Origin of the sequence: Sedimentitalea arenosa (genome assembly GCF_016428585.1) — a bacterium.
Taxonomy (GTDB): Bacteria; Pseudomonadota; Alphaproteobacteria; order Rhodobacterales; family Rhodobacteraceae; genus Sedimentitalea; species Sedimentitalea arenosa.
The window spans coordinates 148,510-170,381 of record NZ_JAELVR010000007.1 but is presented as its reverse complement, the minus strand read 5'-3'; the positions used below and the strand labels follow the sequence as shown (position 1 = coordinate 170,381).

The following is a 21,872-nucleotide window of genomic DNA, read 5'->3' as shown; positions in this document are numbered from 1 at the left end:
GAGGGCGCGACGCTCCTGCCGCGCGCCGCAACGGTGCGAGGGGCGCCGCTGCATCACTTCTTCTTTCCGAAACCGGACAGGCCGGGGGGCAGGGGCAATCCGCCGCCTCCGCCCATGCCGCCCATGCCGCCGGGCAGCTTGCCGCCCATCTGCTTGGCCGCCGCCTCGAGCGCCTTGGGGTCCATGTCGGCGGGCATGCCGCCCTTGCCGAACATGCCGCGCATGGCCTGTTTCAGCATGCCGCCCTTCCCCATCTTGCCCATCTTCTTCATCATGTCGCCCATCTGGCGATGCATCTTCATCAGCTTGTTAAGATCGCTGACCTCCATGCCGGCGCCGGCGGCGATGCGCTTCTTGCGGCTGGCCTGAAGGATCTGCGGGTTGGCGCGCTCCTTCCTGGTCATCGACTGGATCAGGGCGATCTGCTGCTTCAGGATCTTGTCGTCAAAGCCTGCATCCTCGACCTGCTTGGCCATCTTCTTCATGCCGGGCATCATGCCCATCATGCCCTGCATGCCGCCCATCTGGATCATCTGTTCGAGCTGCATCTTGAGGTCGTTCATGTTGAACTGACCCTTCATCATGCGCTTCATCATCTTCTCGGCCTGTTCGGCCTCGATGGTTTCCTGCGCCTTCTCGACCAGCGAAACGATGTCGCCCATGCCGAGGATGCGGCCCGCGATGCGGTCGGGCTCGAAGGTCTCGATGGCGTCCATCTTCTCGCCGAGACCGACGAAGCGGATCGGCTTGCCGGTGACCGCGCGCATCGACAGCGCCGCACCGCCGCGCCCGTCGCCGTCCATCCGGGTCAGGACGACGCCGGTGACGCCGATCTTGTCGTCGAATTCGGTGGCGACATTGACCGCGTCCTGCCCGGTGAGGCCATCGACCACCAGCAGCGTCTCGCGCGGGTTGGCGACATCGCGCACCTCGGCGGCCTGCTGGATCAGCTCGGCGTCGATATGCAGCCGGCCCGCGGTGTCGAGCATGTAGACGTCATAGCCGCCCAGACCCGCCTGGGTCTTGGCGCGCCTGGCGATCTGCACCGGGGTCGCGCCCTTGACGATGGGCAGGGTGTCGACCCCGATCTGCGCACCGAGGATCGCCAGCTGTTCCATCGCGGCGGGGCGGTTGGTGTCGAGCGACGCCATCAGGACGCGCTTGCCGTCCTTCTCCTTCATCCGCTTGGCGAGCTTGGCGGTGGTGGTCGTCTTGCCCGAGCCCTGCAGGCCGACCATCAGGATCGGCGCGGGCGGGTTGTCGATCTTGAGCGCGCCGGGATCGCCGTCGCCCTTGAGCACGTCGATCAGCGCGTCGTGCACGATCTTGACGACCTGCTGGCCCGGCGTGACCGACTTGGTCACCGCCTGCCCGGTCGCCTTGTCCTGCACCGTCTTGATGAAGTCGCGCGCCACCGGCAGCGAGACATCGGCCTCAAGAAGCGCGACGCGGACCTCGCGCAGGGCGGTCTTGACGTCCTCTTCGGACAGCGCGCCCTGCTTGGTCAGCCGGTCGAAGACGCCGGAGAGGCGGTCTGAGAGGTTTTCGAACATGGCCGCGCGGCCTCCGTTGTCGGTTTCCGATGCCCCCAATCTAGGAAGGCGCGGATGAATGCACAAATGCCCGGACCGGCGCATCGCGGCGGAGACAAAACCAAACGGCTTTGCCCCCGTGGGCGCAACGCGCTGACGGAGGGCGATCCCCATTCGGAAGGGGACCGGAAGCATGTGACTTCCGGGATTGGCGCGTTCTAGGCGGCCGCGGCGGCCGAGTCAACCGGTGTCGGCCCGGCGGCGCCGGTCACAGCGTGGCGCGCTGGAAGTGCATCGCGTCCTTGCCCCAGAGACGGATCGCGGGCAACCATTCGTTGGCTTCCATGATGTCGAGGAACGCCTTGTAGTCCGGACCGCAGAACAGCGCCTGCGGGCAGGGCGTGCGCAGCCCGTTCGGGCCGTGGTGGAAATCGATCGCGCAGCCATAGGCGTGCATCGACCATTTGCTGCCGCCGCGCATCTTGCGGTGGTTGTAGGTGCCGGCATAGCGGTCGATGCCCAGGTCGCGCATCGCCTCGGCGCCGTAATGGTCGCGGACCTCGATCAGCGCCTTTTCCAGTTGCGGCGCGCAATCGCGATGCACGGTGATCTTGTTGGTGGACTGGCGCAGGTTGTAGTCGATCCGCAGCTTGAACGGCAGTTCGATCATGGTCAGCCGCGACTTGATCTGCGCGCCGGGGGTGCCATAGACGCGATCGACCTCGCTCTGGCTGGGGATCGATGAAACCCTGGGCGCGTTCGGCAGCGGTGCGCGCTCGATCTCCTCGGGCTTGCCGTTGATGGTCTGGAACAGGAAGGCGTTGAGCGCTTCGGTCGTGTTGGCGCCGACCCAGCCGTCGATCGTGCCGGGCGCATGGCCCAGTTCCTCGAGGCAGGCCTGCGCGCAGGCCGTGTGGCGGCGCGCCTCGGTGGTGGTGGTCGGGTCGAAGGTGTAGCCGTCGGCGTGCTTGGCTTCGACCGCCAGCATGGCGGCGAAGGTCTTGGGACCGAAATCGCCGTCAAGTCCGCCGGCGTAATAGCCGGCCGCGGCGAGCAATTGCTGAAGCGTGCGTGTGTCCATCGAAATCCGTCCTCAAATGCATGTGGTTCAATCAGCGTGTTGAGAACGTAGCACAATTTCGCGCATCGCGGGACAGGAATCGCGCTCGGGCGGAGGGGACGGCCGTGGCGGCCGTCCCGGGCGCGCGGTCAGGCCGCGAGGGCGTCGATCTGGGCATTGGCCGCGACGAGCGCCGCGTCCATGTCCTGCACCAGCCGGTCGGCGGCGATGATCTGCACCTCGTCCAGCCCGATGAAGCCGAGGACATGGCGCAGGTAGCCGGTGGCGAAGTCGATCTCGGAGCCGACCTGGGTGCCGCCCGAGGCGACGGCGAGGATCACCCGCTTGCCGGCCAGCAGCCCGCGCGGGCCTTCGGGCGTGTATTCGAAGGTCAGCCCGACGCGGCAGACCAGGTCGATCCAGGCCTTCAGGCTGGCGGGAATGGTGAAGTTGTAGATCGGCGTGCCGATCACGATGGTGTCGGCGGCGCGCAGCTCGTCGACCAGCGTGTCCGACAGGGCCAGCAGATCGCGCTGGGCGGCGTCGCGGTCGGCTGCGGGGGTGAAGTTGGCGCCGATCCAGGGCTCGGTGATCTGGGGCAGCGGGTCGGCGAGGTCGCGGCGGATGACCTGCGCGGGCGCCAGCTGGGTCACGATGCGGTCGCTGAGCTGGCGCGAGGTCGAGCCGGTGCCGCGGGCGGAGCTGTCGATGTGCAGAAGGGTCTGTGTCATTGATGGATGTCCTGTGTGTGTGCTTGTGTTGCCGGATGTGCCGATAGAAATGGTTCTTGCGCATTCGAACGCAACCGGCGAAAACTCACCGTGTATGTGGGAATTTGCACAGAAGAGGCCGACAGATGGACAATTGGGATGAGGTGCGCACCGCCTACCAGGTCGCCCGGATCGGCACGGTCAGCGGCGCGGCCGAGGTTCTGGGCGTGCACCATGCGACGGTGATCCGCCATATCGATTCGATCGAGTCCCGGCTGGGCATCAAGCTGTTTCAGCGCCATGCGCGTGGCTATACGCCGACCGAGGCGGGCAGCGACCTTCTGCGGGTGGCGCAGGCCACGGACGACCAGTTCAACCAGCTGGTCGGGCGACTCAAGGGGCAGGGGGACGCGGTGGCGGGGGAGCTGGTCGTCACCGCGCTGAACGGCTTCTCGCACCTGATGGTGCCGATCCTGATCGCGTTCCAGCGCCTGCATCCCGACCTGGTGGTGCGCTACCTGACCGGGGAGCGGCTGTTCCGGCTGGAATATGGCGAGGCGCATGTGGCGATCCGCGCGGGCGCCGCGCCGGAACAGCCGGACAACGTGGTGCAGCCTTTCGCGCAGTTGCAGACCGGGCTCTATGCCAGCGCGGACTACGTCGCGGAGCACGGCGTGCCGGACAGCATCGAGGCGTTTGCCGGGCACCGTTTCGTGGCCAATGACGACAGCGACAACCGGGCGCCCTTCAACATCTGGCTGCGCGCCAACCTGCCGGAGACGGCGATCACCTTCCGCGCCAGCGACGGGCGGGCGCTGGAGCGGGCGGTGCTGTCGGGGGCGGGGATCGGGTTCCTGCCGCAGCACCGGGCGCGCCGGCACGACGACCTTGTCGAGGTGATGGCGCCGCGCGCCGAGTGGGCCTCGTCCCTGTGGCTGGTCACCCATGTCGACCTGCACCGCACGACCAAGGTGCAGAGCTTCACGCGGTTCCTGAAGGACCGCGCCGGAGACTGGAGCCTGTGACGCCGCAGACTGTCGGTCACCTGTCGATGCTGACCTTCTCGGCGCTGGTCGCCGGGTCCTTCGCGCTGGGCGGGCTGATGGCGAACGAGATCGCGCCGACCGCCTTTACCGCGCTGCGCTTCGTTCTGGCATCGGTCCTGATGGCGGTGGCGGCGCTGGCCACCACGGGATTGCCGCGCGCGACCTTCGCGGCGCCGTGGCGCTACCTGCTGCTGGGCGGTCTCTACGTGGTCTATTTCGTGACCATGTTCGAGGGTCTGAAGACCGCGCCGCCGGTCAGCGCAGCGGCGGTGTTCACCCTGACACCGGTGATGGCGGGCGCGTTCGGCTGGCTGCTGCTGCGCCAGACGACGACGCCGCGGATGGTGCTGGCGCTGACGATCGGGGCGGTGGGCGCGCTCTGGGTGATCTTCCGCGCCGACTGGGCGGCGTTCCGCGCCTTCCAGATCGGGCGCGGCGAGTGGATCTTTTTCTGGGGTTGCATCGCCCATGCGCTGTACCCGGCGCTGATGCGCAAGCTCAGCCGGGGCGAGCCCGCGGCGGCCTTCACCTTTGGCGTGGTGTCCGCCGGCGCGCTGCTGTTGCTGGTGGTGGCCTGGCCCGAGATCCGTGCGACGGATTGGGCGGCGCTGCCGGGGATCGTCTGGATCACGCTGGCCTATGTCACCGTCTTCGCCACCGCGGGCACCTTCCTTCTGGTGCGGATCGCAGCGCTGCGGCTGCCCTCGGCCAAGGTGATGGCCTATACCTACCTGACGCCCAGCTGGGTGATCCTGTGGGAGATCGCGCTGGGCAACGGCGCGCCGCCGCTGCTGATCCTCGTGGGGATCGCGATGACGGTGCTGGCGCTGCTGCTGCTGCTGCGCGACGACGGCTAGGCGCCGTCGAGTTCGGCGGCGAGGAAGCGTTCGAAGGCGTCGAGGTTCACCGGTTCGAACTGCCCGAAGCCCTGCATCCAGATGCTGGCCAGCCGCATCGCGTCGGGGTCGAGCTTGCACCATTTGACGCGGCCGCGCTTTTCCTGCGCGATCAGACCGGCGCGGGTCAGGATGGCGAGGTGCTTGGAGATCGCCGCCAGCGACATGTCGAACGGCGCGGCCACGTCGGTCACGGCCATGTCGTCTTCGAGCAACATGGTCAGGATCGCCCGGCGGGTCGGGTCGGCGAGGGCCGCGAATATGGCGTCGAGCGGATCGGACATGCGGTTGCCCTAGCGCCTGCGCCCCGGGATCGTCAACCGGATGGTTGAATATGCCAAACCGGCCCCTGCACGCCGCCCGGCGCCTGCGACCGATTGTGCCGCCGTGTCTGACAGGTAGGAAACATGCAATAAAACAATGGCTTGAGCCGCCTGCACCGGCGTATTCACGGCGATTGACTCTGCCGCCTGCGCCCCTTAGCACCATGCCTGAACTGCATGGGGGACAACCCGGTGACCGACGAGGACCAAAAGCGGCGTCTGGCGCAGCTTGAGGCCCGGCTGGCGGCGGCCCGAAAGGCCGAACCGGAGACGTCTCACAAGGACGAACACTACTCTCAGGCACAGCTGGCCTGGCGCATGGTGATCGAACTGGTGGCCGGGTTGGCGATCGGGTTCGGAATGGGATACGGGCTGGACAGCCTGTTCGGGACGATACCGATCTTCCTGGTCCTGTTCACCTTGCTGGGGCTGGCCGCCGGCATCAAGACGATGCTGCGCAGCGCGCAAGAGATACAAGAGACGAAACTGGCCGAAGAGGCCGACAGGACAGACGAGAGGACCTGACAAGTGGCAAGCGAAGCGCAGGGTGCGGAACAAGGCGGTCTGGTTTTTCACCCGATGGACCAGTTCATCGTCAAGCCGCTGTTCGGCGACGGACCGATCGCCTGGTACACGCCGACCAACGTGACCCTCTGGATGGCGCTGTCCATCGTCGCGATCGTCCTGCTGCTGGTGCTGTCCACCTCCAAGCGCGCCATCGTGCCCTCGCGCGGGCAATCGGTGGCCGAGCTGGCCTATGGCTTCGTCTACAAGATGGTCGAGGACGTGACCGGCAAGGAGGGGATCAAGTATTTCCCCTACATCATGACGCTGTTCATGTTCATCGTCGTGGCCAACTTCCTGGGCCTGATCCCGATGTCCTTCACCACCACCAGCCACATCGCGGTGACCGCGATCATGGGGTTCGGCGTGTTCCTGGCGGTGACGATCCTCGGCTTCGTGAAGAACGGTGCTTCGTTCCTGAGCCTGTTCTGGGTCTCCAGCGCACCGCTGGCGCTGCGGCCGGTGCTGGCGATCATCGAGCTGATCTCGTATTTCGTGCGGCCGGTCAGCCATTCCATTCGTCTTGCCGGCAACATGATGGCCGGACACGCCGTTCTGAAGGTGTTCGCGGGGTTCGCCCAGGTCGCCGCCGTCGCGCCCATCGCGATCATCGGCGTCATGGCGATCTACGGGCTCGAGGTGCTGGTGTCGTTCATCCAGGCCTACGTGTTCACCATTCTCACCTGCGTCTATCTGAAGGACGCACTGCATCCGCATCACTAGGGCCGGGCGACGTCCCGGTTCTTCACCCCATCCCCAAATTCCATCGTAAGGAGACAAGATCATGGAAGGCGATATCGCACAAATGGGTCAATTCATCGGCGCAGGCCTGGCCGCAATCGGTTCCGGCGCAGCCGCGATCGGTGTGGGCCACGTGGCCGGCAACTTCCTGTCGGGCGCCCTGCGCAACCCGTCGGCCGCAGCCGGTCAGACCGCGACGCTGTTCATCGGCATCGCGTTCGCGGAAGCGCTGGGGATCTTCGCGTTCCTCGTCGCCCTGCTGCTGATGTTCGCCGTCTAAGTCTCTTCGGAAACTTCATCCTTACGCTCGGGCGGCGCATCTTCGTGATGCGTTGCCCGATGTAACGGCAGGTTCCCAGGGAGAACGACATGGCAACTGAGACGCATAACGCATCCGGCGACGGTCTGGCCGACGCGGTCGGGGTGGACTCCCACGCCGCTGCCGATGCCGCGCCGGGCATGCCGCAGCTCGATTTCTCGAGCTTTCCGAACCAGATCTTCTGGCTCGTGGTCACGCTGGTCGTGATCTACCTCGTGCTAACCCGCGTGGCGCTGCCGCGCATCGCGGCGATCCTGGCCGAGCGCCAGGGCACGATCACCAACGATCTCGCCGCCGCCGAGGATCTCAAGGCGCGCGCCGTCGAGGCCGAGGCCGCCTACAACCAGGCCCTGACCGATGCCCGTGCCGAGGCGCAGGAGATCATCGCCAAGGCCAAGGCGGACATGCAGGCCGACCTGGATGTCGCCATCCAGAAGGCCGATGCCGAGATCGCCGCCAAGGCCGCCGAGTCGGAGAAGGCGATTGCCGAGATCCGCGCCAGCGCGCTGGACAGCATCAAGATCGTCGCCACCGACACCGCTGCCGAACTGGTCGCGGCGATGGGCGGCAAGGCCGAATCCGACGCGGTGAGTTCCGCCGTCGACAGCCGGCTGAAGGGATGAGACACATGCGTATCCTCACCACCTCCGCCCTGACGGTCGCCGCCACGGCCAGCCCCGCGCTGGCCGCCTCCGGCCCGTTCTTCTCGCTGTCCAACACCGACTTCGTCGTGACGGTCTCCTTCATCCTGTTTCTGGGTGTCCTGGCCTATTACAAGGTGCCGGGCATGCTGGGCGGGATGCTCGACAAGCGGGCCGAGGGCATCAAGTCCGAATTGGACGAGGCCCGCGCGCTGCGCGAAGAGGCGCAGACGCTGCTGGCCTCCTACGAGCGCAAGCAGAAGGAAGTGCAGGAGCAGGCCGACCGCATCGTCGCCTCGGCACGCGAAGATGCCAAGTTGGCCGCCGAGAAGGCACGCGAAGACCTCAAGACCTCGATCGCGCGCCGTCTGGCCGCCGCCGAGGACCAGCTGGACAGTGCGCAATCCGCCGCCATCAAGGATGTGCGGGACCAGGCCATCATGATCGCCGTCGCCGCCGCCAAGGAGGTGATCGCCAAGCAGATGACCGCCGCGGAGGGCAACAGGCTGATCGACGACGCCATCGCGCAGGTCGACGCCAAGCTGCACTGAGTGCGCCGGAAACCCGCCGGCCCGGCATCGGGCGGGCGGACGTGACACAATCGGGGGCCGGCGCGGAACGCGACCGGCCCCTCGCGCTGTCCGGGCGGGCCGGACACCTGCGGGCCGCCCGACGGGCTGCGCGCCAAGACCCGGGACGCGACTCCCATGCCCAGCTGCTGCATCGTGATCCCCGTCTACCGGCCCTTTACCGAGGCCGAGATGGGCGTGCTGCGCCACAACCTGACGATGCTGTCGGCCTATCCGGCGGCCCTGATCGGCGGGCCGGGGCAGCGCGGACTGCTGGACGCGCTGGCGGTGCAACTCGCCGGCGAGACCGGTGCCGAGATCGGTGTCGAGCTGTTCGCGGATGACGATTTCCGCGGAATCGACGGCTATAACCGCCTGCTGACGGGCGCCGCCTTTTTCCAGCGGTTCGCGGCGTTCAGCCATGTGCTGATCTGCCAGCATGACGCGCTGATCCTGCGCGACACCCTCGCCGAGTGGCTGACGCCGGACTACGGGTTCGTCGGCGCACCGATGTTTCGCGGCTATCACGCGCCCGAGCGGCCGTTGCGGTTCCTCTCCTCTCTGAATGGTGGCCTGTCGCTGCGCCATGTCCCGGCTGCGCTGGACGTGCTGCGCGAGATGATCCCGGTGCGGCGCAGCCGGCTGATGCGCGCGGCGGGGCGGTTGGGGCTGATCCGGGCCGCGAATACCGTCTTGGCGGGTGCCACGCGCCGCCGTATCGTGCTCCGCCGGGCCGGGTTGAACGAGGACGTGTTCTGGACAGAAGTCGTTCCGGCGGTGTTCCCCGGGTTCCGTGTGCCGACGCCTGAAACCGCCGCGCGCTTTGCGTTTGAGACCTGCCCGGCGGACCTGTTCGCGCTGACCGACGACCTGCCCTTTGGGTGCCACGCCTTCCAGCGCTATGATCCGGGGTTCTGGGCCGCGCACGCTCCGGCGGAGGTGGCGCCGGTGCTGGCGGCCTGCGCGGCGGATGCAGGCGGGGAGGCCAAGGCATGAGCGACGATTTGAGCGGGATCGCACGCGCAGTGGGGCCGGATGAGGACCCGGTGCATGATCTGGAATTTTCCTTCTGCACGCTGGTCACGAACGCCGAGCAGTACCGCGCCATGGTCGGATCGATGCGGCGGGTCGGGTTCGACGACAGCTGCGCCGAGTATCTCTACCTGGACAACCGGGAGGGCAGCCAGGGCGACGGCTATACCGGGCTGAACCGGCTGGCGAACGCGGCGCGCGGTCGGCTGGTGATCCTCTGCCACCAGGATCTGCTGGCGGTGGACGGCCCTGACCGGCTGCGCGCCATCGTTGCCGAGATGGATGCCAGCGCGCCGGATTGGGCGGTGCTGGGCAATGCGGGCGTGCGCGGCGGCGAACGGTTCTACTACCTCAACGAGAAGGCGATGGTGATCGCCGGCCCGACGCGTCGCCCGCCCGAGCCGGTCGAGTCGCTGGACGAGGATCTGCTGATCCTGCGGCAGGATGCGCGGCTGGGGTTCTCGCACGATCTGCAGGGGTTCCATTTCTACGGCACCGACCTTGTCACCCAGGCGCGGTTGCGCGGGCACAGCGCGCATGTGGTTGATTTCCGGGTCGAGCACCTGGGCGCGGGACGGATCGACCAGACGTTCTGGGATGCCTGCGCGCGGTTCGAGGCGAAGTATCGACGGGCGTTGACGCCCCGGGCGGTGGCGACCACCTGCGCCACGGTTCACATTGGCGGGATGGACGCGCGCACGCTGCGCCGGCGGGCGCGCGACCGGGAGCTGGGGCCGGATCACGTGGGCTGGGCGCATCGGGCGAAACGGGCCCTGCGCGGGCGGCTGTCCGGACACCGGCTGACGCTGGAGGGCGTGACTTTCCGCTGTCCGCCCGAGGTGCCGTTTGCGACCTACCGGGCGTTGCGCAAGGGCAGCTACAAGGCAGCGGAGCGGGCGCTGATCGGCGAGCACCTGCCGCGCGATCTGCCGGTGGTGCACCTGGGCGCGGAGCTGGGCGTGCTGTCCGGGTTGATCAACCTCGGGCTTGCGCCCGAGGTGCCGCTGGCCGTCGTTGCCTCCGGCGATGTCGCGCTGTGCCGGGAGAACGCGCTGGCGGGCGGCAAGGGCCGCGTCGAGGTGACGGCTGAGGACACCGGAGCGTCTTTCCGGGGGGGGTTGGCGAACGCGCTTGGGCGCATCGGCGTCGATGGGCCCTATGCGCTGGTCTGCGATTTCGGAGGCGAGGCGCTCGAGCTGTTGGGCGCGGAGCCGGAGGTGCTGGCGGGATGCCGGGTGCTGATCGCGCGGTTCCGGCCCGAGGAGTTCTATGCCCGCGGCAAGACCATCCTCGATGCGTTCGGCCGGCTGGAGGCGGCCGGGTTCAAACCGTTGGGCAGCGGCGGCGATGTGGTGGCCGCGGGGCGCTAGCCGGTGCCGGTCTCGTGCGCGAGGCGCAGGCGGGCGATGGCTTCGTTGGCTTCGGCCTTCTTCTGATCGAGCAGCGCGGCCTCGACATAGTCGAGATGCGCGGTGATGGCGGCGCGCGCCGCGTCCGGGTCGCGGGCCTGCAGCGCCGTGTTGATGGCGCGGTGCTGATCGAGCAGCGCGGCGCGGGTGGTGTTCTGGCGGAACATCACCTGGCGGTTGTAGAACACGCCCTGGCGCAGCAGGTCGAACATCGAGCGCATCATGTGCAGCATGACGACATTGTGCCCCGCCTCGATGATGGCGCTGTGGAATTGCGCGTCGAGCCGGGCCTCGTCCTCGGGCGCGCGGCGGGCCTGGGCCGCGACCATCTTGTCGAAGATCGCCTGGATCACCTCGAGATCGCTGTCCGAACCGAACCGCGCGGCGCGCTCCGCCGCCAGCGCCTCGATGTCGCGGCGGAAGGACAGGTAGTCGAATACCGCCTCGTCATGGCTGGCGAAGAGCTCGATCAGGGCGGGCGAGAACGCCGAGCCGAGCACCTCGGCGACGTAGATCCCCGAACCGGCCCGCGTCGACAGCAGACCCTTGGCCTGCAACTCGGCCACCGCGTCCCGCAGGCTGGGGCGGGAGACGCCGAGCCGCTCGGCCAGTTCACGCTCGGCCGGAAGGCGCTCGCCCGGGCGCAGGATGCCCCGCAGGATCAGCAGCTCGATCTGCCGGACGACCGAACTGGAGAGCTTTTCGGGTTGGACTTTCTGGAACGGCATCGCGGCCTCTTGGAGATTGGTCAAATGATATGACCAGACCGAGGGCCGGGCAAGCCGTATCGGGGTCGCACAGCCGTCGGGAAAGGCTTTGTTAACCGGTATCGCGGCACCCTGCCGGGATGATCCGGGTCCTGCTCCTGTCGTTGTTCCTGCTGTCGGCCTGCAACACGGCGGGACCGGAATTCGCCGGCATCGCGCCGACGCGGGTGACGGTGGACGGCAGCGCCTTTGACGTGCGGGTGGCGGGGGAACGGGCCGAGGCGCTTCGGGTCAACCCGCAATACGCGCCGCGGTTCGGGCCGATCCGGGCGCGGGCGGCCTTCGCGATGGCGCAGGTCAGCGGCTGCCGGGTGCTGAAGATCGAGGGCGACCAGGCGCAGGCGACGGCGGTGCTGTCCTGCTCGGGCCGGGCGCCGGACCGGCCGATCCCGCGCGGGCCGGTGTCCTTCAGCTGTCTCGAGATCGGCGGTTTGCTGGACGAGATGCCGAATGGTCCCTATTCGGAATATGACTGCGATCCCTACTGACATCGGCGGAATTTCGTCAATATCTTGTGGAAAACTCCGCCGATTTGACCAGATACAGCGCAAACGCGTTGACTCGCGCACGGGCAAGGCCGCACATTCCCGACCCAAGGGCAGGAATCAGAACAGCGGGCGCGACGTGCGGTTTTCAAAACTCAGACTCACCGGTTTCAAGAGCTTCGTCGATCCGACCGACCTGATCATCGCGGATGGCCTGACCGGGGTGGTCGGTCCCAATGGCTGCGGCAAGTCCAACCTGCTGGAGGCGCTGCGCTGGGTGATGGGCGAGAACCGTCCCACCACGATGCGCGGCTCGGGCATGGAGGACGTGATCTTTGCCGGTGCCGCCACCCGCCCGGCGCGCAACTTCGCCGAGGTGAGCCTGCAGATCGACAATGCCGAGCGGCTCGCGCCCGCCGGGTTCAACGACAGTGACACGCTGGACATCATCCGCCGGATCACCCGCGACGTGGGCAGCGCCTACAAGGTCAACGCCAAGGACGTGCGGGCGCGCGACGTGCAGATGCTGTTCGCCGATGCCTCGACCGGGGCGCACTCACCGGCGCTGGTCGGACAGGGGCGGATCTCGGAACTGATCAACGCCAAGCCCAAGGCCCGCCGCCGCATCCTGGAAGAAGCGGCCGGGATCTCGGGCCTCTACCAGCGGCGGCACGAGGCCGAACTGAAGCTGAAAGGTGCGGAAACCAACCTGCTGCGGGTCGATGACGTGATCGAGCAACTGGCCGCGCAACTGGCGCAGCTGGCGCGGCAGGCCCGGCAAGCGGCGCGCTATCGCGAGATCGGCGACCAGTTGCGCCGTGCCGAGGGCATGCTGCTGTACCGGCGCTGGAAGGAGGCCGACGAGGCCCGCGCCGCCGCAGAGGAGGTGCTGCGCGCGCGCACCACCGGCGCCGCGCAGGCCGAGGCCGCGGCACGGGCGGCCGCCAAGGACCGCGCCGCAAGCGAGGAGGCGCTGCCGGCGCTGCGCGAGGAGGAGGCGATCGCCGCCGCGGTGCTGCAGCGGCTGACGGTGCAGCGCGACACGCTGGCCGATCAGGACGCCCGCGCGCGCCAGGCGATCGAGACGCTGACGGGGCGGATCGAACAGCTGGGCCGCGACATCGAGCGCGAGACCGGGCTGAACCGCGACGCGGACGACACGATCGAGCGGCTGGACTGGGAGCTGCGGGAACTGGCCAAGGCCGCCGAGGGCCATGACGACCGGCTGGCCGAGGCCGCCGAGATGGCGCATGAGGCGGCCGAGGTGCTGCAGGCGCGCGAGGCCGACCTGTCGCAGCAGACCGAGGACGTGGCCCGGCTGGCGGCGCGGCACCAATCGGCGCAGCGCCTGCTGGACGACAGCCGCAAGACCGAGTCGAAATCGGAAGCCGAAGCCGAGAAGGCGCGGGCCGCGATGGCCGAGTCGCGCGCCGCGCTTGAACGGGCGAGTTCCGAATTCGCCATCGCGACCGAGACCGAGGCTGAGGCGGTGGCCGCCGCGAGCGCCGCCGAGGAGGCGCTGATCCAGACCGAGGCGGAGCGCGCCGAGGCGCAGGAGCGCGAGGCGGATGCGCGGGCCGAACGGTCCGAGGCGACGGGCGAGTTGAACGCGCTGCAGGCCGAGGTCTCGGCCCTCGGCAAGCTGCTCGAGCGCGACACCGCGGAGGGCGGGCAGATCCTCGACCGGCTGCAGGTGGAACAGGGGTTCGAAAAGGCGCTGGGGGCGGCCCTGGCGGATGATCTGCGCGCGCCCGAGGTGGACGGCGACGGCCCGTCGGGCTGGACCGTGCTGCCGCGCTATGACGCCGAACAGGGCTTGCCCGGTGGCGTCACGCCGCTGTCCAACCACGTGTCCGTGCCGGATGTGCTGATGCGCCGGATGGGGCAGATCGGGCTGGTGGATGCGGATGACGGCCCGCGCCTGCAGGCGGCGCTGAAGCCCGGACAGCGCCTGGTGTCGCTGGAGGGCGACCTGTGGCGCTGGGACGGCTATCGCGCCTGGGCCGAGGATGCGCCCAGTGCCGCCGCGCTGCGCCTGCAGCAGCTGAACCGGCTGGAAGAGTTGAAGCAGGCGCTGGCCCGCGCCAGTGCCGAGGCCGAGGGTGCCGTGCAGGCGCATGAGGCGCTGACCGCGCGGCTGGCCCATCTGGGCGAAGCCGACCAGCGCGCCCGCACCGCGCGGCGTGACGCCGACCGCGCCGTGACCGAGGCGGGCCGCGCGCTGAGCCGGGCGGAGGCCGACCGCAACCTGGCCGAGGGACGGCTGGAATCGCTGGGCCTCGCCGTGGCGCGGCACGAGGAGGAGGGGATCTCGGCCCGGCGCGACGTGCTGGAGGCCGAACGCGCCCTTGCCGACCTTGGCGACCTGGACGCCGCCCGCGCGGCGGCGGAAGATCTGAAGATGACGGTCGAGGCGAGCCGCATCACCATGATGTCGCGCCGTTCGGCCCATGACGAGCTGCGCCGCGAGGGCGAGGCGCGCACCAAGCGCCGCCAGGAGGTCACCAAGGAGTTGAGCGGTTGGCGGCACCGGCTGGAGACCGCCGAGAAACGCATAGCTGAGCTGGCCGAGCGCAAGGCGGCCTCGGAGGCCGAGCTCGAAACCGCGATCGCGGTACCCGAGGAGATCGCCGCGCAGCGCGAGGAGCTCGCCGAGGCGATCGCGCGGGCGGATTCGCGCAAGATCGATGCCGCCGACGCCTTGAGCGGTGCCGAGGCGGCCTATCGCGGTGCCGTGCAGGCCGAGCGGGAGGCCGAACGCGCGGCCTCGGAAGCGCGCGAGTCGCGGGCCGGGGCCGAGGCCCGTGTCGAGGCGGCGCGCGAGACCGTGGTGCAGGCCGCCGAGCGGATCGCCGAGGACCAGCAGCTGACGCCGAACCAGTTGCTGAACCGGCTGGATGCGACGCCCGACGCGATGCCCGACGCCGAGACGCTGGAAACCGAGGTGAACCGGCTGAAGCGGCAGCGCGACGCGCTGGGAGCGGTGAACCTGCGCGCCGAGGAAGACGCGCGCGAGGTGCAGGAGGAGCATGACTCGCTCGCCCGCGAAAAGGCCGACCTGGAAGAGGCGATCAAGACCCTGCGCAACGGCATCGCCAGCCTGAACCGCGAGGGGCGCGAACGGCTGCTGACCGCGTTCGAGCAGGTGAACAGCAACTTCGCGCTGCTGTTCAAGCACCTGTTCGGCGGCGGCGAGGCCAACCTGGTGATGGTGGAAAGCGACGATCCGCTGGATGCGGGACTTGAAATCATGTGCCAGCCGCCGGGCAAGAAACTGTCGACCCTGTCGCTGCTGTCGGGCGGGGAGCAGACGCTGACCGCGCTGGCACTGATCTTCGCGGTGTTCCTGGCCAACCCGGCGCCGATCTGCGTTCTGGACGAGGTCGACGCGCCGCTTGATGACGCCAACGTCACGCGGTTCTGCGATCTGCTGGACGAGATGTGCCGCCAGACCGACACGCGGTTCCTGATCATCACCCACCACGCGGTCACGATGAGCCGGATGGACCGGCTGTTCGGCGTCACGATGGCGGAGCAGGGGGTGTCGCAGCTGGTCTCGGTCGACCTGAAGCGGGCCGAGGCGCTTGTGGCCTGACGTGCGAAGGGCCCCGCGCGGGGGGCCCTTGCCGTTGTTCTGTGAGTGGTGGTCAGCCGACGGGTGTTAGCCTTCGTATTCGGGCATGGTTTCCAGTTCGGCCTTGGTCGCCTTGACCGAGGCGCGGACTTCGTTGCCCTCGACCGACTTCTGCAGGTTGAACGCCGTGAAATCGAGGCCGACCGGCTTTTCGCCGATGCCGAGGAAGCCGCCCACGTCGACGACCAGGGTGTCGACCGAACCGTCGGCGTCCATCACGATCTTGGACACTTCGCCGATCCATTCGTTCTTGGAGTCATAGACCCGGGCATTTTCCAGTTGATCGGCGGTGACTTCTTCGGGCGCGACCGCTGCGAAGCCTTCCATCGGGGTGCCGGCATTGCCGTCCAGCGCCGAGCGAGTTGCGTCGCCGGTCGCGTCGACTGCATCCGAAGCGACCTCTCCGGCCTTGTCAGCCGCATTGCCGGCCGCGTTGGCGGCGTCGGAGGCGGTGTTTTCGATCGCCGTCGCAGCGTCGGATGCCGTGTTCTCGACAGCTTGGGCGGCATCGGAGGCGGTGTTGCTGGCGCCTTCGGCGACGTCGCTCGCGGTCGATTCGACCGATTCAGTCGCCTGCTTCATCGTGTTGTCTTCGCTCGTTTCAGTGCCTGCGGCGTGGACCGGCAGGGCGAGAGCGAGGGTCAGGGCGGTGGTGGTCATGAGATGTTTCATATCGTTTACTCCAGTTTGGCTTGGATTGGACGCGGAAGGGGCCACCCGCGCCCTGATGGGCGCGAGCGGTGACGTGAAACGGGTCAGTTGGTTTCGGTCTTGATGTCGTCACCAACAACCGAGTCGGCCTTGGGAGAGTCGGCGGCATAGCCTTCGCTCTGCTCGTTCGCGCGGTCGGTGATGTCGTCGCCGGTGACCGAGTCGGCCTTGGGTCCGTCTGCGGCGTACCCTTCGGCCTGCTTGGCCGCATCGTTGGTGATGTCGGTTCCGGTCACGGAGTCGGCCTTGGGCGCGTCGGCCTCGGTTTGGCTTCCGGCTGCCAGCGCCGGCAGGCCGAAACTGATGGCGAGTGCGGTAGTGGCAAGAAGCAGTTTCATGTCGTGTTCCTTTCCGTTTTGGCATGAGGCCCGGTGAGTTGCGGCCCGTCATGTCTTGTGGGGGATCAACGGAATGGACCAAAAAATGTTCCGGGAAAATTTTGCGGGACCCGGCGGAACTCCGCGCATGGAGGGGCGGTGCGGACCGCCTCCGCACCTGGCCAGCGGCCTAGTCGGCCAGTGCAGACAGGGCGGCGAGCAGCATCACCCCGACAAGCGCAACCGCCCAGGCGCGCCAGAGAACTTTGACGGCGGCATCGATATCGGCGGCGCCGATTTCGCGGCGGGCCCCGCCGTTGACCCAGGCCAGGTCCTGCATCCTGCCGTCGTAGCTGCGCGGTCCGGCCAGCGCGAGGTTCAGCGCTCGGGCCATGGCGGCCTCGGGCCAGCCGGCGTTGGGCGAGCGGTGGAGGGCTGCGTCCGCGGCGATCGCGCGCCAGTTGCCGAGCTGGCGCGCGGGGAGCGCGATCAGCAGTGCGGTGAGCCGGGCGGGAGCGAGGTTCAGCAGGTCGTCGCAGCGCGCCGCCGCCCAGCCGAAGGCCGCATGGCGCGGCGTGCGGTAGCCGATCATGCTGTCGGCCGTGTTGACCGCCTTGTAGAGCAGCAGGCCCGGCAGCCCGCCGAGCAGGAACCAGAAGGCCGGGGCGATCACCCCGTCGCTGAGGTTCTCGGCCGCGCTTTCGATGGCCGAACGGGCGATCTGCGCGTCGCTCATGGCGCGCGTGTCGCGACTGACGATCATCGAAACGGCGAGGCGTCCGTCGCCGGTAGACAGGCGCAGCCCGTCTGCGACCGCCTGCACGTGCTGAACCAGAGATTTCTGCGCCAGCAGGATCGCCGCGATCACGATCTCGACCAGCGGACCGCCCAGTGACAGCAGCGCCCCGAGCGCCAGAGCGCCGCCCGCGAGCAGCAGCAGCGCGAGGATGCCCTTGAGCCGTTGCCGCGACGGGTCGTTCAGGCGCTGGTCCAGCGCAGCGACCGCGCGCCCCATCAGCACGGCGGGGTGGGGCAGGCGCGTCCAGAGCCAGCGCGGCTCGCCCAGAAGGGCATCAAGCAGCATCGCCAGCACCAGCGCGGCGGCGGTGCTCACAAGGCCTGCTCCAGCCGCGACCAGCCTTCCGCGGGCGGCAGGCCGAGGCGCAGCAGGGTCGAGGAATAGGGGAAGATGCGCGACCAGATCCACCGGTCCGCCAGCCGCCGTTGCCAGGCTGCGGCATCATCGACACGGTAGAGGCGGAAGAGGTCGGTGCCGCCGGCCAACGTCGCGCCGCGACCAGTCACCAGCGCGTCGAGCCGGGCGGCATCTTTGGTCAGCCGGGTGCGGGTACGCGTGGCCCAGGCGTTGTCCGCCAGCGCCGCGGCGCCGATCCGCAGGGCCGGGCCGGAGACCGGCCAGGGGCCGAGGGCCGTGGCCAGTGGGGCGAGCGTTTCGGGCCGTGCGATGGCGAAGCCCAGCCGTAGCCCGGCGAGGCCCCAGAATTTGCCGAAGCTCTTGAGGACGACGACACCGGGCCGTTCGGCCAGCGCCACGAGGCTGCGTTCGGGGCAGATATCGCAGAAGCTTTCGTCGATCACCAGGAGGTCGGCGGTGGCGTCCTCGGCCTGCCAGAGCCGGCCATCCGGATTGTTCGGATGCACCATGACCTGTGCGTCGGCCGGTCCGTCCGGGGAAACGTCCCAGCCCGCCGCGGCGAAGGCGGCGGCGTGTTCGTTATAGGTGGGCTGCGCGATCCGGACACGCCCTGGCGCGGCAAGGGTCGGGATGCGGGCGATCAGGGCCGAGGCGCCGGGAGCGGCCAGGACATCCGCGCCGGCGGGCACCTGCCAGGTTGCGCGCGCCGCCTGCAGCAGCGCCTGTTGCGCGGCCATGTCGGGCAGCGCGGCCCAGTCCCGCGCGGGCAGGTCGGGCAGCGGATAAGGCACGGGGTTGATGCCGGTCGAAAGATCGATCCACTGATCCCGCGGTCCGCCGAACCGCGCCATCGCGGCATCGACCCCGCCGCCGTGATCGCGCGGCGCCGCGTCGCCGCCCGGCTGCATCGGATCAGCCCGGCAGCGCGCCGGTCAGCACGTAGCGCAGGATCTCGACGACCTGGCGCGGCTCCTCGGCGACCGCGAGGGCGGCGGCGTCGACTTCCTTGAGTGCGTGCTGGTGGTCCGGGCCGTGCAGCACGATCAGCGACTTGCCGAGCGCCGCGGCAAAACCCGCATCGAACGCCGCGTTCCACTGCTTGTACTGATCGCCGAAGCGCACCACGACCACGTCGGCGTCGGCGATCCCCTTGCGGGTGCGGATCGCGTTGACCATCGCGCCCTTGTGGTCGTGCCAGTACTTGTTCGGTTCCTCTCCCAGGATCGCGACGCCGCAATCGTCGCTGGCGGCATGGTCGGTCACCGGGGCGTTGAACACCACGTCGAGCCCTTCGGCCCCGGTGATGATCTGTTCGCGCCAGTCGGTGTGGATTTCTCCGGACAGATACACGTTCAGCGTCATGGCTTTCCCTTTCCTGTTGTCCAATGGCGGCGGCGTCAGCCGCGCAGCACGCCGCCGGTGGCCTTGGCGACCTTGTCGACGATCCTGGCGCTCACCGCCTCGATCTCGGCGTCCTTGAGGGTCTTGTCCTGCGGTTGCAGGCGGACCGTCACGGCGAGCGACTTCTTGCCCTCGCCGAGGCTGCCGCCGATGAATTCGTCGAAGACCCGGACGCTTTCGATCAGCGTCTTGTCGGCACCCTGTGCGGCGTTCACCAGCGTCAGCGCCTCGACATCCGCATCCACGACGAAGGCGAAATCGCGTTCGACCGCCTGCAGGTCGCGCAGTTCGAGCGCGTCGCGCGTGGCGGAGTTGCGGCGCGGCAGCGGCACCTCGTCGGGCCAGATGGTGAAGCCCATGGCCGGCCCCTTGACGTCCATTGCCGCCAGAACGCGGGGGTGGATCGCGCCGAAGACGCCGAGCACCTTCTTGGGGCCGAGGCAGATGACCCCGTGCCGGCCCGGATGCCACCAGTCGCGCCCGTCGCGGCGGATCTGGGCCTTGGCGGGGGCGCCGATGGCGGCCAGAACCGCCTCGGCATCGGCCTTGACGTCATAGAGGTCGACCGGGCGCGCGGCCCCGTGCACGTCCTTGGGGCCGGTGCGCCCGACCAGCAGGCCCGAGATCAGGGTGTGCTGCTCGTCCGGCTCGCCGCCGTGAAAGGCGGGGCCGGCCTCGAACAGCGCCAGGTCCATGAAGCCGCGCGCCTGGTTGCGGGCGGCGGCCTGCAGCAGACCGGGGAGCAGCGCCGGACGCATGTGGCTCATCTCGGAGCTGATCGGGTTCTCGAGCATCGTGGCGTCGTCGCCGCCGCCGAACAGCGCGGCGCTGGCCTGATCGATGAAGGAATAGGTCACGCATTCATTGTAGCCGAGCGCCGCGCAGGTGCGCCGGGCCGCCTGCAGGCGGCGCTGTGCCGGGGTCATCACGGGCTTGGGCACGCCCGGGGTGAGGCGCGGCAGCGGGCGGCCCTGTAGCCGGGTCAGCGAGGCGATGCGCGCGACCTCCTCGACGAGATCGGCTTCGCCCTGCACGTCGGGGCGCCAGCTGGGTACATGGGCGAGGTTGCCCTCGAGCCGGAAGCCCAGCCGCGTCAGGGTCTGGCGCTGCTCGCTTTCGGGGATGTCCATGCCGACGAGGCTCTGCACCCGCGCGGCGTCGAGCCGGTAGGCGCGGGCGTGATCGGGCACCTGGCCCGCGATCACGACGTCGGACGGTTCGCCGCCGCAGATGTCGAGGATCATGCGCGTGGCGAGTTCCAGCCCTTCGAGCGTGAATTCGGGGTCGACGCCGCGTTCGAAGCGATAGCGCGCGTCCGAGTTGATGCGCAAGGCGCGGCCCGCCAGCGCGATCTGGACGTGGTTCCAGTAGGCGCTTTCGAGAAACACGTTGCGGGTCTCGCCGGTGACGCCCGTCTCGGCCCCGCCCATGATCCCGGCGATGCTTTCCGGGCCGTTGTCGTCCGAGATCACCATCATGCCCGGCTGCAGCGTGTAGGGCTTGTCATCCAGTGCGGTCAGCGTTTCGCCGCCCGCAGCGCGATGCACCCTGAGACCGCCGGCGACCTTGTCGGCGTCGAAGACGTGCAGCGGGCGGTTGCGGTCGAAGGTGAAGAAGTTGGTGATGTCGACCAGCGCCGAGATCGGCCGGAGCCCGATGGCGCGCAGCAGGTCCTGCAGCCATTGCGGCGAAGGACCGTTGCGCACGTCGCGGATCACCCGGCCGGTGAAGAGCGGGCAGCCGTCGCGCGTGTCGTCGTCGATCGAGACGGGGATCGGGCATGGGAAATCGCCCGGGACGGGGTCGTAGTCGCGATCCCTGAGAACGCCGAGGCCGCGCGCCGCGAGGTCGCGGGCGACGCCCTGCACGCCCAGCGCATCGGGTCTGTTGGGGGTGATCGCGATCTCGATCACCGGGTCGACCTTGGCGGGGTCGTTCTCGGCCAGCCAGTCGATGAAGCGTTCGCCGATCTCGCCGCTGGGCAGTTCGATGATGCCGTCATGTTCGTCGCTGAGTTCCATCTCGCGTTCGGAGGCCATCATGCCGAAGCTCTCGATGCCGCGGATCTTGCCGACGCCGATGGTGGTGTCGATGCCGGGCACGTAGACACCCGGCTTGGCGACGACGACGGTGATGCCTTCGCGCGCGTTGGGCGCGCCGCAGATGATCTGCATCTCGCCCTCGTCGGTGGCGACCTTGCAGACCTTCAGCCGGTCGGCCTCGGGATGTTTCTCGGCCTGCAAGACCTTGCCGATGGTGAAATCGCCCAGCCGCGCCGCCGGGTTGGTCACGCCCTCGACCTCGAGCCCGAGGTCGGTCAGGGCGTGGACGATCTCGTCGAGACTGGCCTGGGTGTCGAGGTGGTCTTTCAACCAGGAAAGGGTGAATTTCATGCGACAGCATCCTGCGCTTGGGAATGTGTTGCTGTGGCAATGGCAAAGATTGCGCCAAGGTGCAAGATGCAGGCGGTGTTGCCGCCGCCGCGCGGCCTTGCCTTGCGCGGTGGTGTCTTGTGCATTCCACAGGTTTGCCGCAGGTTTCGCGCGATCCATCGAGAAG

At 68.6% G+C, this 21,872-nt stretch carries 22 protein-coding genes; 11 read left to right on the top strand and 11 right to left on the bottom strand.

The features are described from left to right. Positions 1-53: 53 nt before the first annotated feature. From ffh to JF290_RS11605, 3 genes are all read right to left on the bottom strand, one after another. Complete coding sequence (gene ffh / locus JF290_RS11615; protein WP_199025046.1) at positions 54-1,553, bottom strand: signal recognition particle protein; 1,500 nt, start codon at positions 1,551-1,553, stop codon at positions 54-56. Positions 1,554-1,800: 247 nt separating this feature from the next. After that, positions 1,801-2,613, bottom strand: coding sequence for a peptidoglycan-binding protein (locus tag JF290_RS11610; RefSeq protein WP_199025045.1), 813 nt, complete (start codon positions 2,611-2,613; stop codon positions 1,801-1,803). Between the two features lie 128 nt (positions 2,614-2,741). Next, the gene (locus JF290_RS11605; protein WP_199025044.1) at positions 2,742-3,323 is read right to left on the bottom strand and encodes an FMN-dependent NADH-azoreductase; all 582 of its coding nucleotides are present in this window, start codon (positions 3,321-3,323) and stop codon (positions 2,742-2,744) included. Between the two features lie 125 nt (positions 3,324-3,448). Between JF290_RS11605 and JF290_RS11600 the strand changes: the two genes are divergently transcribed. Continuing rightward, positions 3,449-4,327 carry a LysR family transcriptional regulator gene (locus JF290_RS11600; protein ID WP_199025043.1) on the top strand — a complete coding sequence of 293 codons (879 nt, stop codon included), beginning with the start codon at positions 3,449-3,451 and terminating at the stop codon, positions 4,325-4,327. Next, complete coding sequence (locus JF290_RS11595; protein ID WP_328701244.1) at positions 4,324-5,205, top strand: DMT family transporter; 882 nt, start codon at positions 4,324-4,326, stop codon at positions 5,203-5,205. Before JF290_RS11600 ends, JF290_RS11595 begins: the two co-directional genes overlap by 4 nt. Here JF290_RS11595 and JF290_RS11590 read toward each other — a convergent pair. Next, positions 5,202-5,528 (bottom strand): ArsR/SmtB family transcription factor, encoded by a 327-nt coding sequence (locus tag JF290_RS11590; protein WP_199025042.1) that lies wholly within the window; start codon positions 5,526-5,528, stop codon positions 5,202-5,204. The two genes, JF290_RS11595 and JF290_RS11590, sit on opposite strands and share 4 nt — an antisense overlap. Before the next feature lie 231 nt (positions 5,529-5,759). Here JF290_RS11590 and JF290_RS11585 point away from each other — a divergent pair, with 231 nt between their 5' ends. The 7 genes from JF290_RS11585 to JF290_RS11555 all read left to right on the top strand — a co-directional run bounded on the left by JF290_RS11585 (position 5,760) and on the right by JF290_RS11555 (position 10,803). Further along, the gene (locus JF290_RS11585; protein WP_199025041.1) at positions 5,760-6,092 is read left to right on the top strand and encodes an AtpZ/AtpI family protein; all 333 of its coding nucleotides are present in this window, start codon (positions 5,760-5,762) and stop codon (positions 6,090-6,092) included. Positions 6,093-6,146: 54 nt separating this feature from the next. Further along, positions 6,147-6,854: a F0F1 ATP synthase subunit A gene (locus JF290_RS11580; RefSeq protein ID WP_199025128.1), complete on the top strand. Its 708-nt coding sequence runs from the start codon at positions 6,147-6,149 to the stop codon at positions 6,852-6,854. Positions 6,855-6,915: 61 nt separating this feature from the next. Further along, positions 6,916-7,152: a F0F1 ATP synthase subunit C gene (locus JF290_RS11575; RefSeq protein WP_199025040.1), complete on the top strand. Its 237-nt coding sequence runs from the start codon at positions 6,916-6,918 to the stop codon at positions 7,150-7,152. A gap of 89 nt (positions 7,153-7,241) precedes the next feature. Next, positions 7,242-7,814 carry a F0F1 ATP synthase subunit B' gene (locus tag JF290_RS11570; RefSeq protein ID WP_199025039.1) on the top strand — a complete coding sequence of 191 codons (573 nt, stop codon included), beginning with the start codon at positions 7,242-7,244 and terminating at the stop codon, positions 7,812-7,814. A 5-nt stretch (positions 7,815-7,819) separates the two neighbouring features. Next, a complete protein-coding gene (locus tag JF290_RS11565; protein WP_199025038.1) occupies positions 7,820-8,383 on the top strand; it encodes a F0F1 ATP synthase subunit B in 564 nt (187 codons plus the stop codon). Positions 8,384-8,539: 156 nt separating this feature from the next. Beyond that, positions 8,540-9,397 (top strand): DUF5672 family protein, encoded by an 858-nt coding sequence (locus tag JF290_RS11560; RefSeq protein ID WP_199025037.1) that lies wholly within the window; start codon positions 8,540-8,542, stop codon positions 9,395-9,397. After that, positions 9,394-10,803, top strand: a complete 1,410-nt coding sequence (locus JF290_RS11555; protein WP_199025036.1) for a hypothetical protein — start codon at positions 9,394-9,396, stop codon at positions 10,801-10,803. The genes JF290_RS11560 and JF290_RS11555 overlap by 4 nt, the downstream gene beginning before the upstream one ends. On the opposite strand, the gene JF290_RS11550 is transcribed toward JF290_RS11555, so the two are convergent. Then, positions 10,800-11,570, bottom strand: coding sequence for an FCD domain-containing protein (locus JF290_RS11550; RefSeq protein ID WP_199025035.1), 771 nt, complete (start codon positions 11,568-11,570; stop codon positions 10,800-10,802). The two genes, JF290_RS11555 and JF290_RS11550, sit on opposite strands and share 4 nt — an antisense overlap. Before the next feature lie 119 nt (positions 11,571-11,689). Between JF290_RS11550 and JF290_RS11545 the strand changes: the two genes are divergently transcribed. Both JF290_RS11545 and smc read left to right on the top strand, forming a co-directional pair. Next, positions 11,690-12,097 carry a hypothetical protein gene (locus tag JF290_RS11545; RefSeq protein WP_199025034.1) on the top strand — a complete coding sequence of 136 codons (408 nt, stop codon included), beginning with the start codon at positions 11,690-11,692 and terminating at the stop codon, positions 12,095-12,097. 136 nt (positions 12,098-12,233) lie between these two features. Next, the gene (smc, locus tag JF290_RS11540) at positions 12,234-15,689 is read left to right on the top strand and encodes a chromosome segregation protein SMC (RefSeq protein WP_199025033.1); all 3,456 of its coding nucleotides are present in this window, start codon (positions 12,234-12,236) and stop codon (positions 15,687-15,689) included. Positions 15,690-15,755: 66 nt separating this feature from the next. On the opposite strand, the gene JF290_RS11535 is transcribed toward smc, so the two are convergent. From JF290_RS11535 to pheT, 6 genes are all read right to left on the bottom strand, one after another. Beyond that, positions 15,756-16,400 (bottom strand): PRC-barrel domain-containing protein, encoded by a 645-nt coding sequence (locus JF290_RS11535; protein WP_199025032.1) that lies wholly within the window; start codon positions 16,398-16,400, stop codon positions 15,756-15,758. Positions 16,401-16,483: 83 nt separating this feature from the next. Next, on the bottom strand, positions 16,484-16,777 hold the full coding sequence (locus tag JF290_RS11530; protein WP_199025031.1) for a hypothetical protein: 294 nt from the start codon (positions 16,775-16,777) through the stop codon (positions 16,484-16,486). A 169-nt stretch (positions 16,778-16,946) separates the two neighbouring features. Beyond that, the gene (gene cbiB, locus JF290_RS11525; protein WP_199025030.1) at positions 16,947-17,870 is read right to left on the bottom strand and encodes an adenosylcobinamide-phosphate synthase CbiB; all 924 of its coding nucleotides are present in this window, start codon (positions 17,868-17,870) and stop codon (positions 16,947-16,949) included. Then, positions 17,867-18,820: a threonine-phosphate decarboxylase CobD gene (cobD, locus tag JF290_RS11520; protein WP_199025029.1), complete on the bottom strand. Its 954-nt coding sequence runs from the start codon at positions 18,818-18,820 to the stop codon at positions 17,867-17,869. Before cobD ends, cbiB begins: the two co-directional genes overlap by 4 nt. A 4-nt stretch (positions 18,821-18,824) precedes the next feature. Continuing rightward, positions 18,825-19,274: a YtoQ family protein gene (locus JF290_RS11515; protein ID WP_199025028.1), complete on the bottom strand. Its 450-nt coding sequence runs from the start codon at positions 19,272-19,274 to the stop codon at positions 18,825-18,827. 35 nt (positions 19,275-19,309) lie between these two features. Then, positions 19,310-21,706, bottom strand: a complete 2,397-nt coding sequence (gene pheT, locus JF290_RS11510; RefSeq protein WP_199025027.1) for a phenylalanine--tRNA ligase subunit beta — start codon at positions 21,704-21,706, stop codon at positions 19,310-19,312. Positions 21,707-21,872 lie beyond the last annotated feature (166 nt).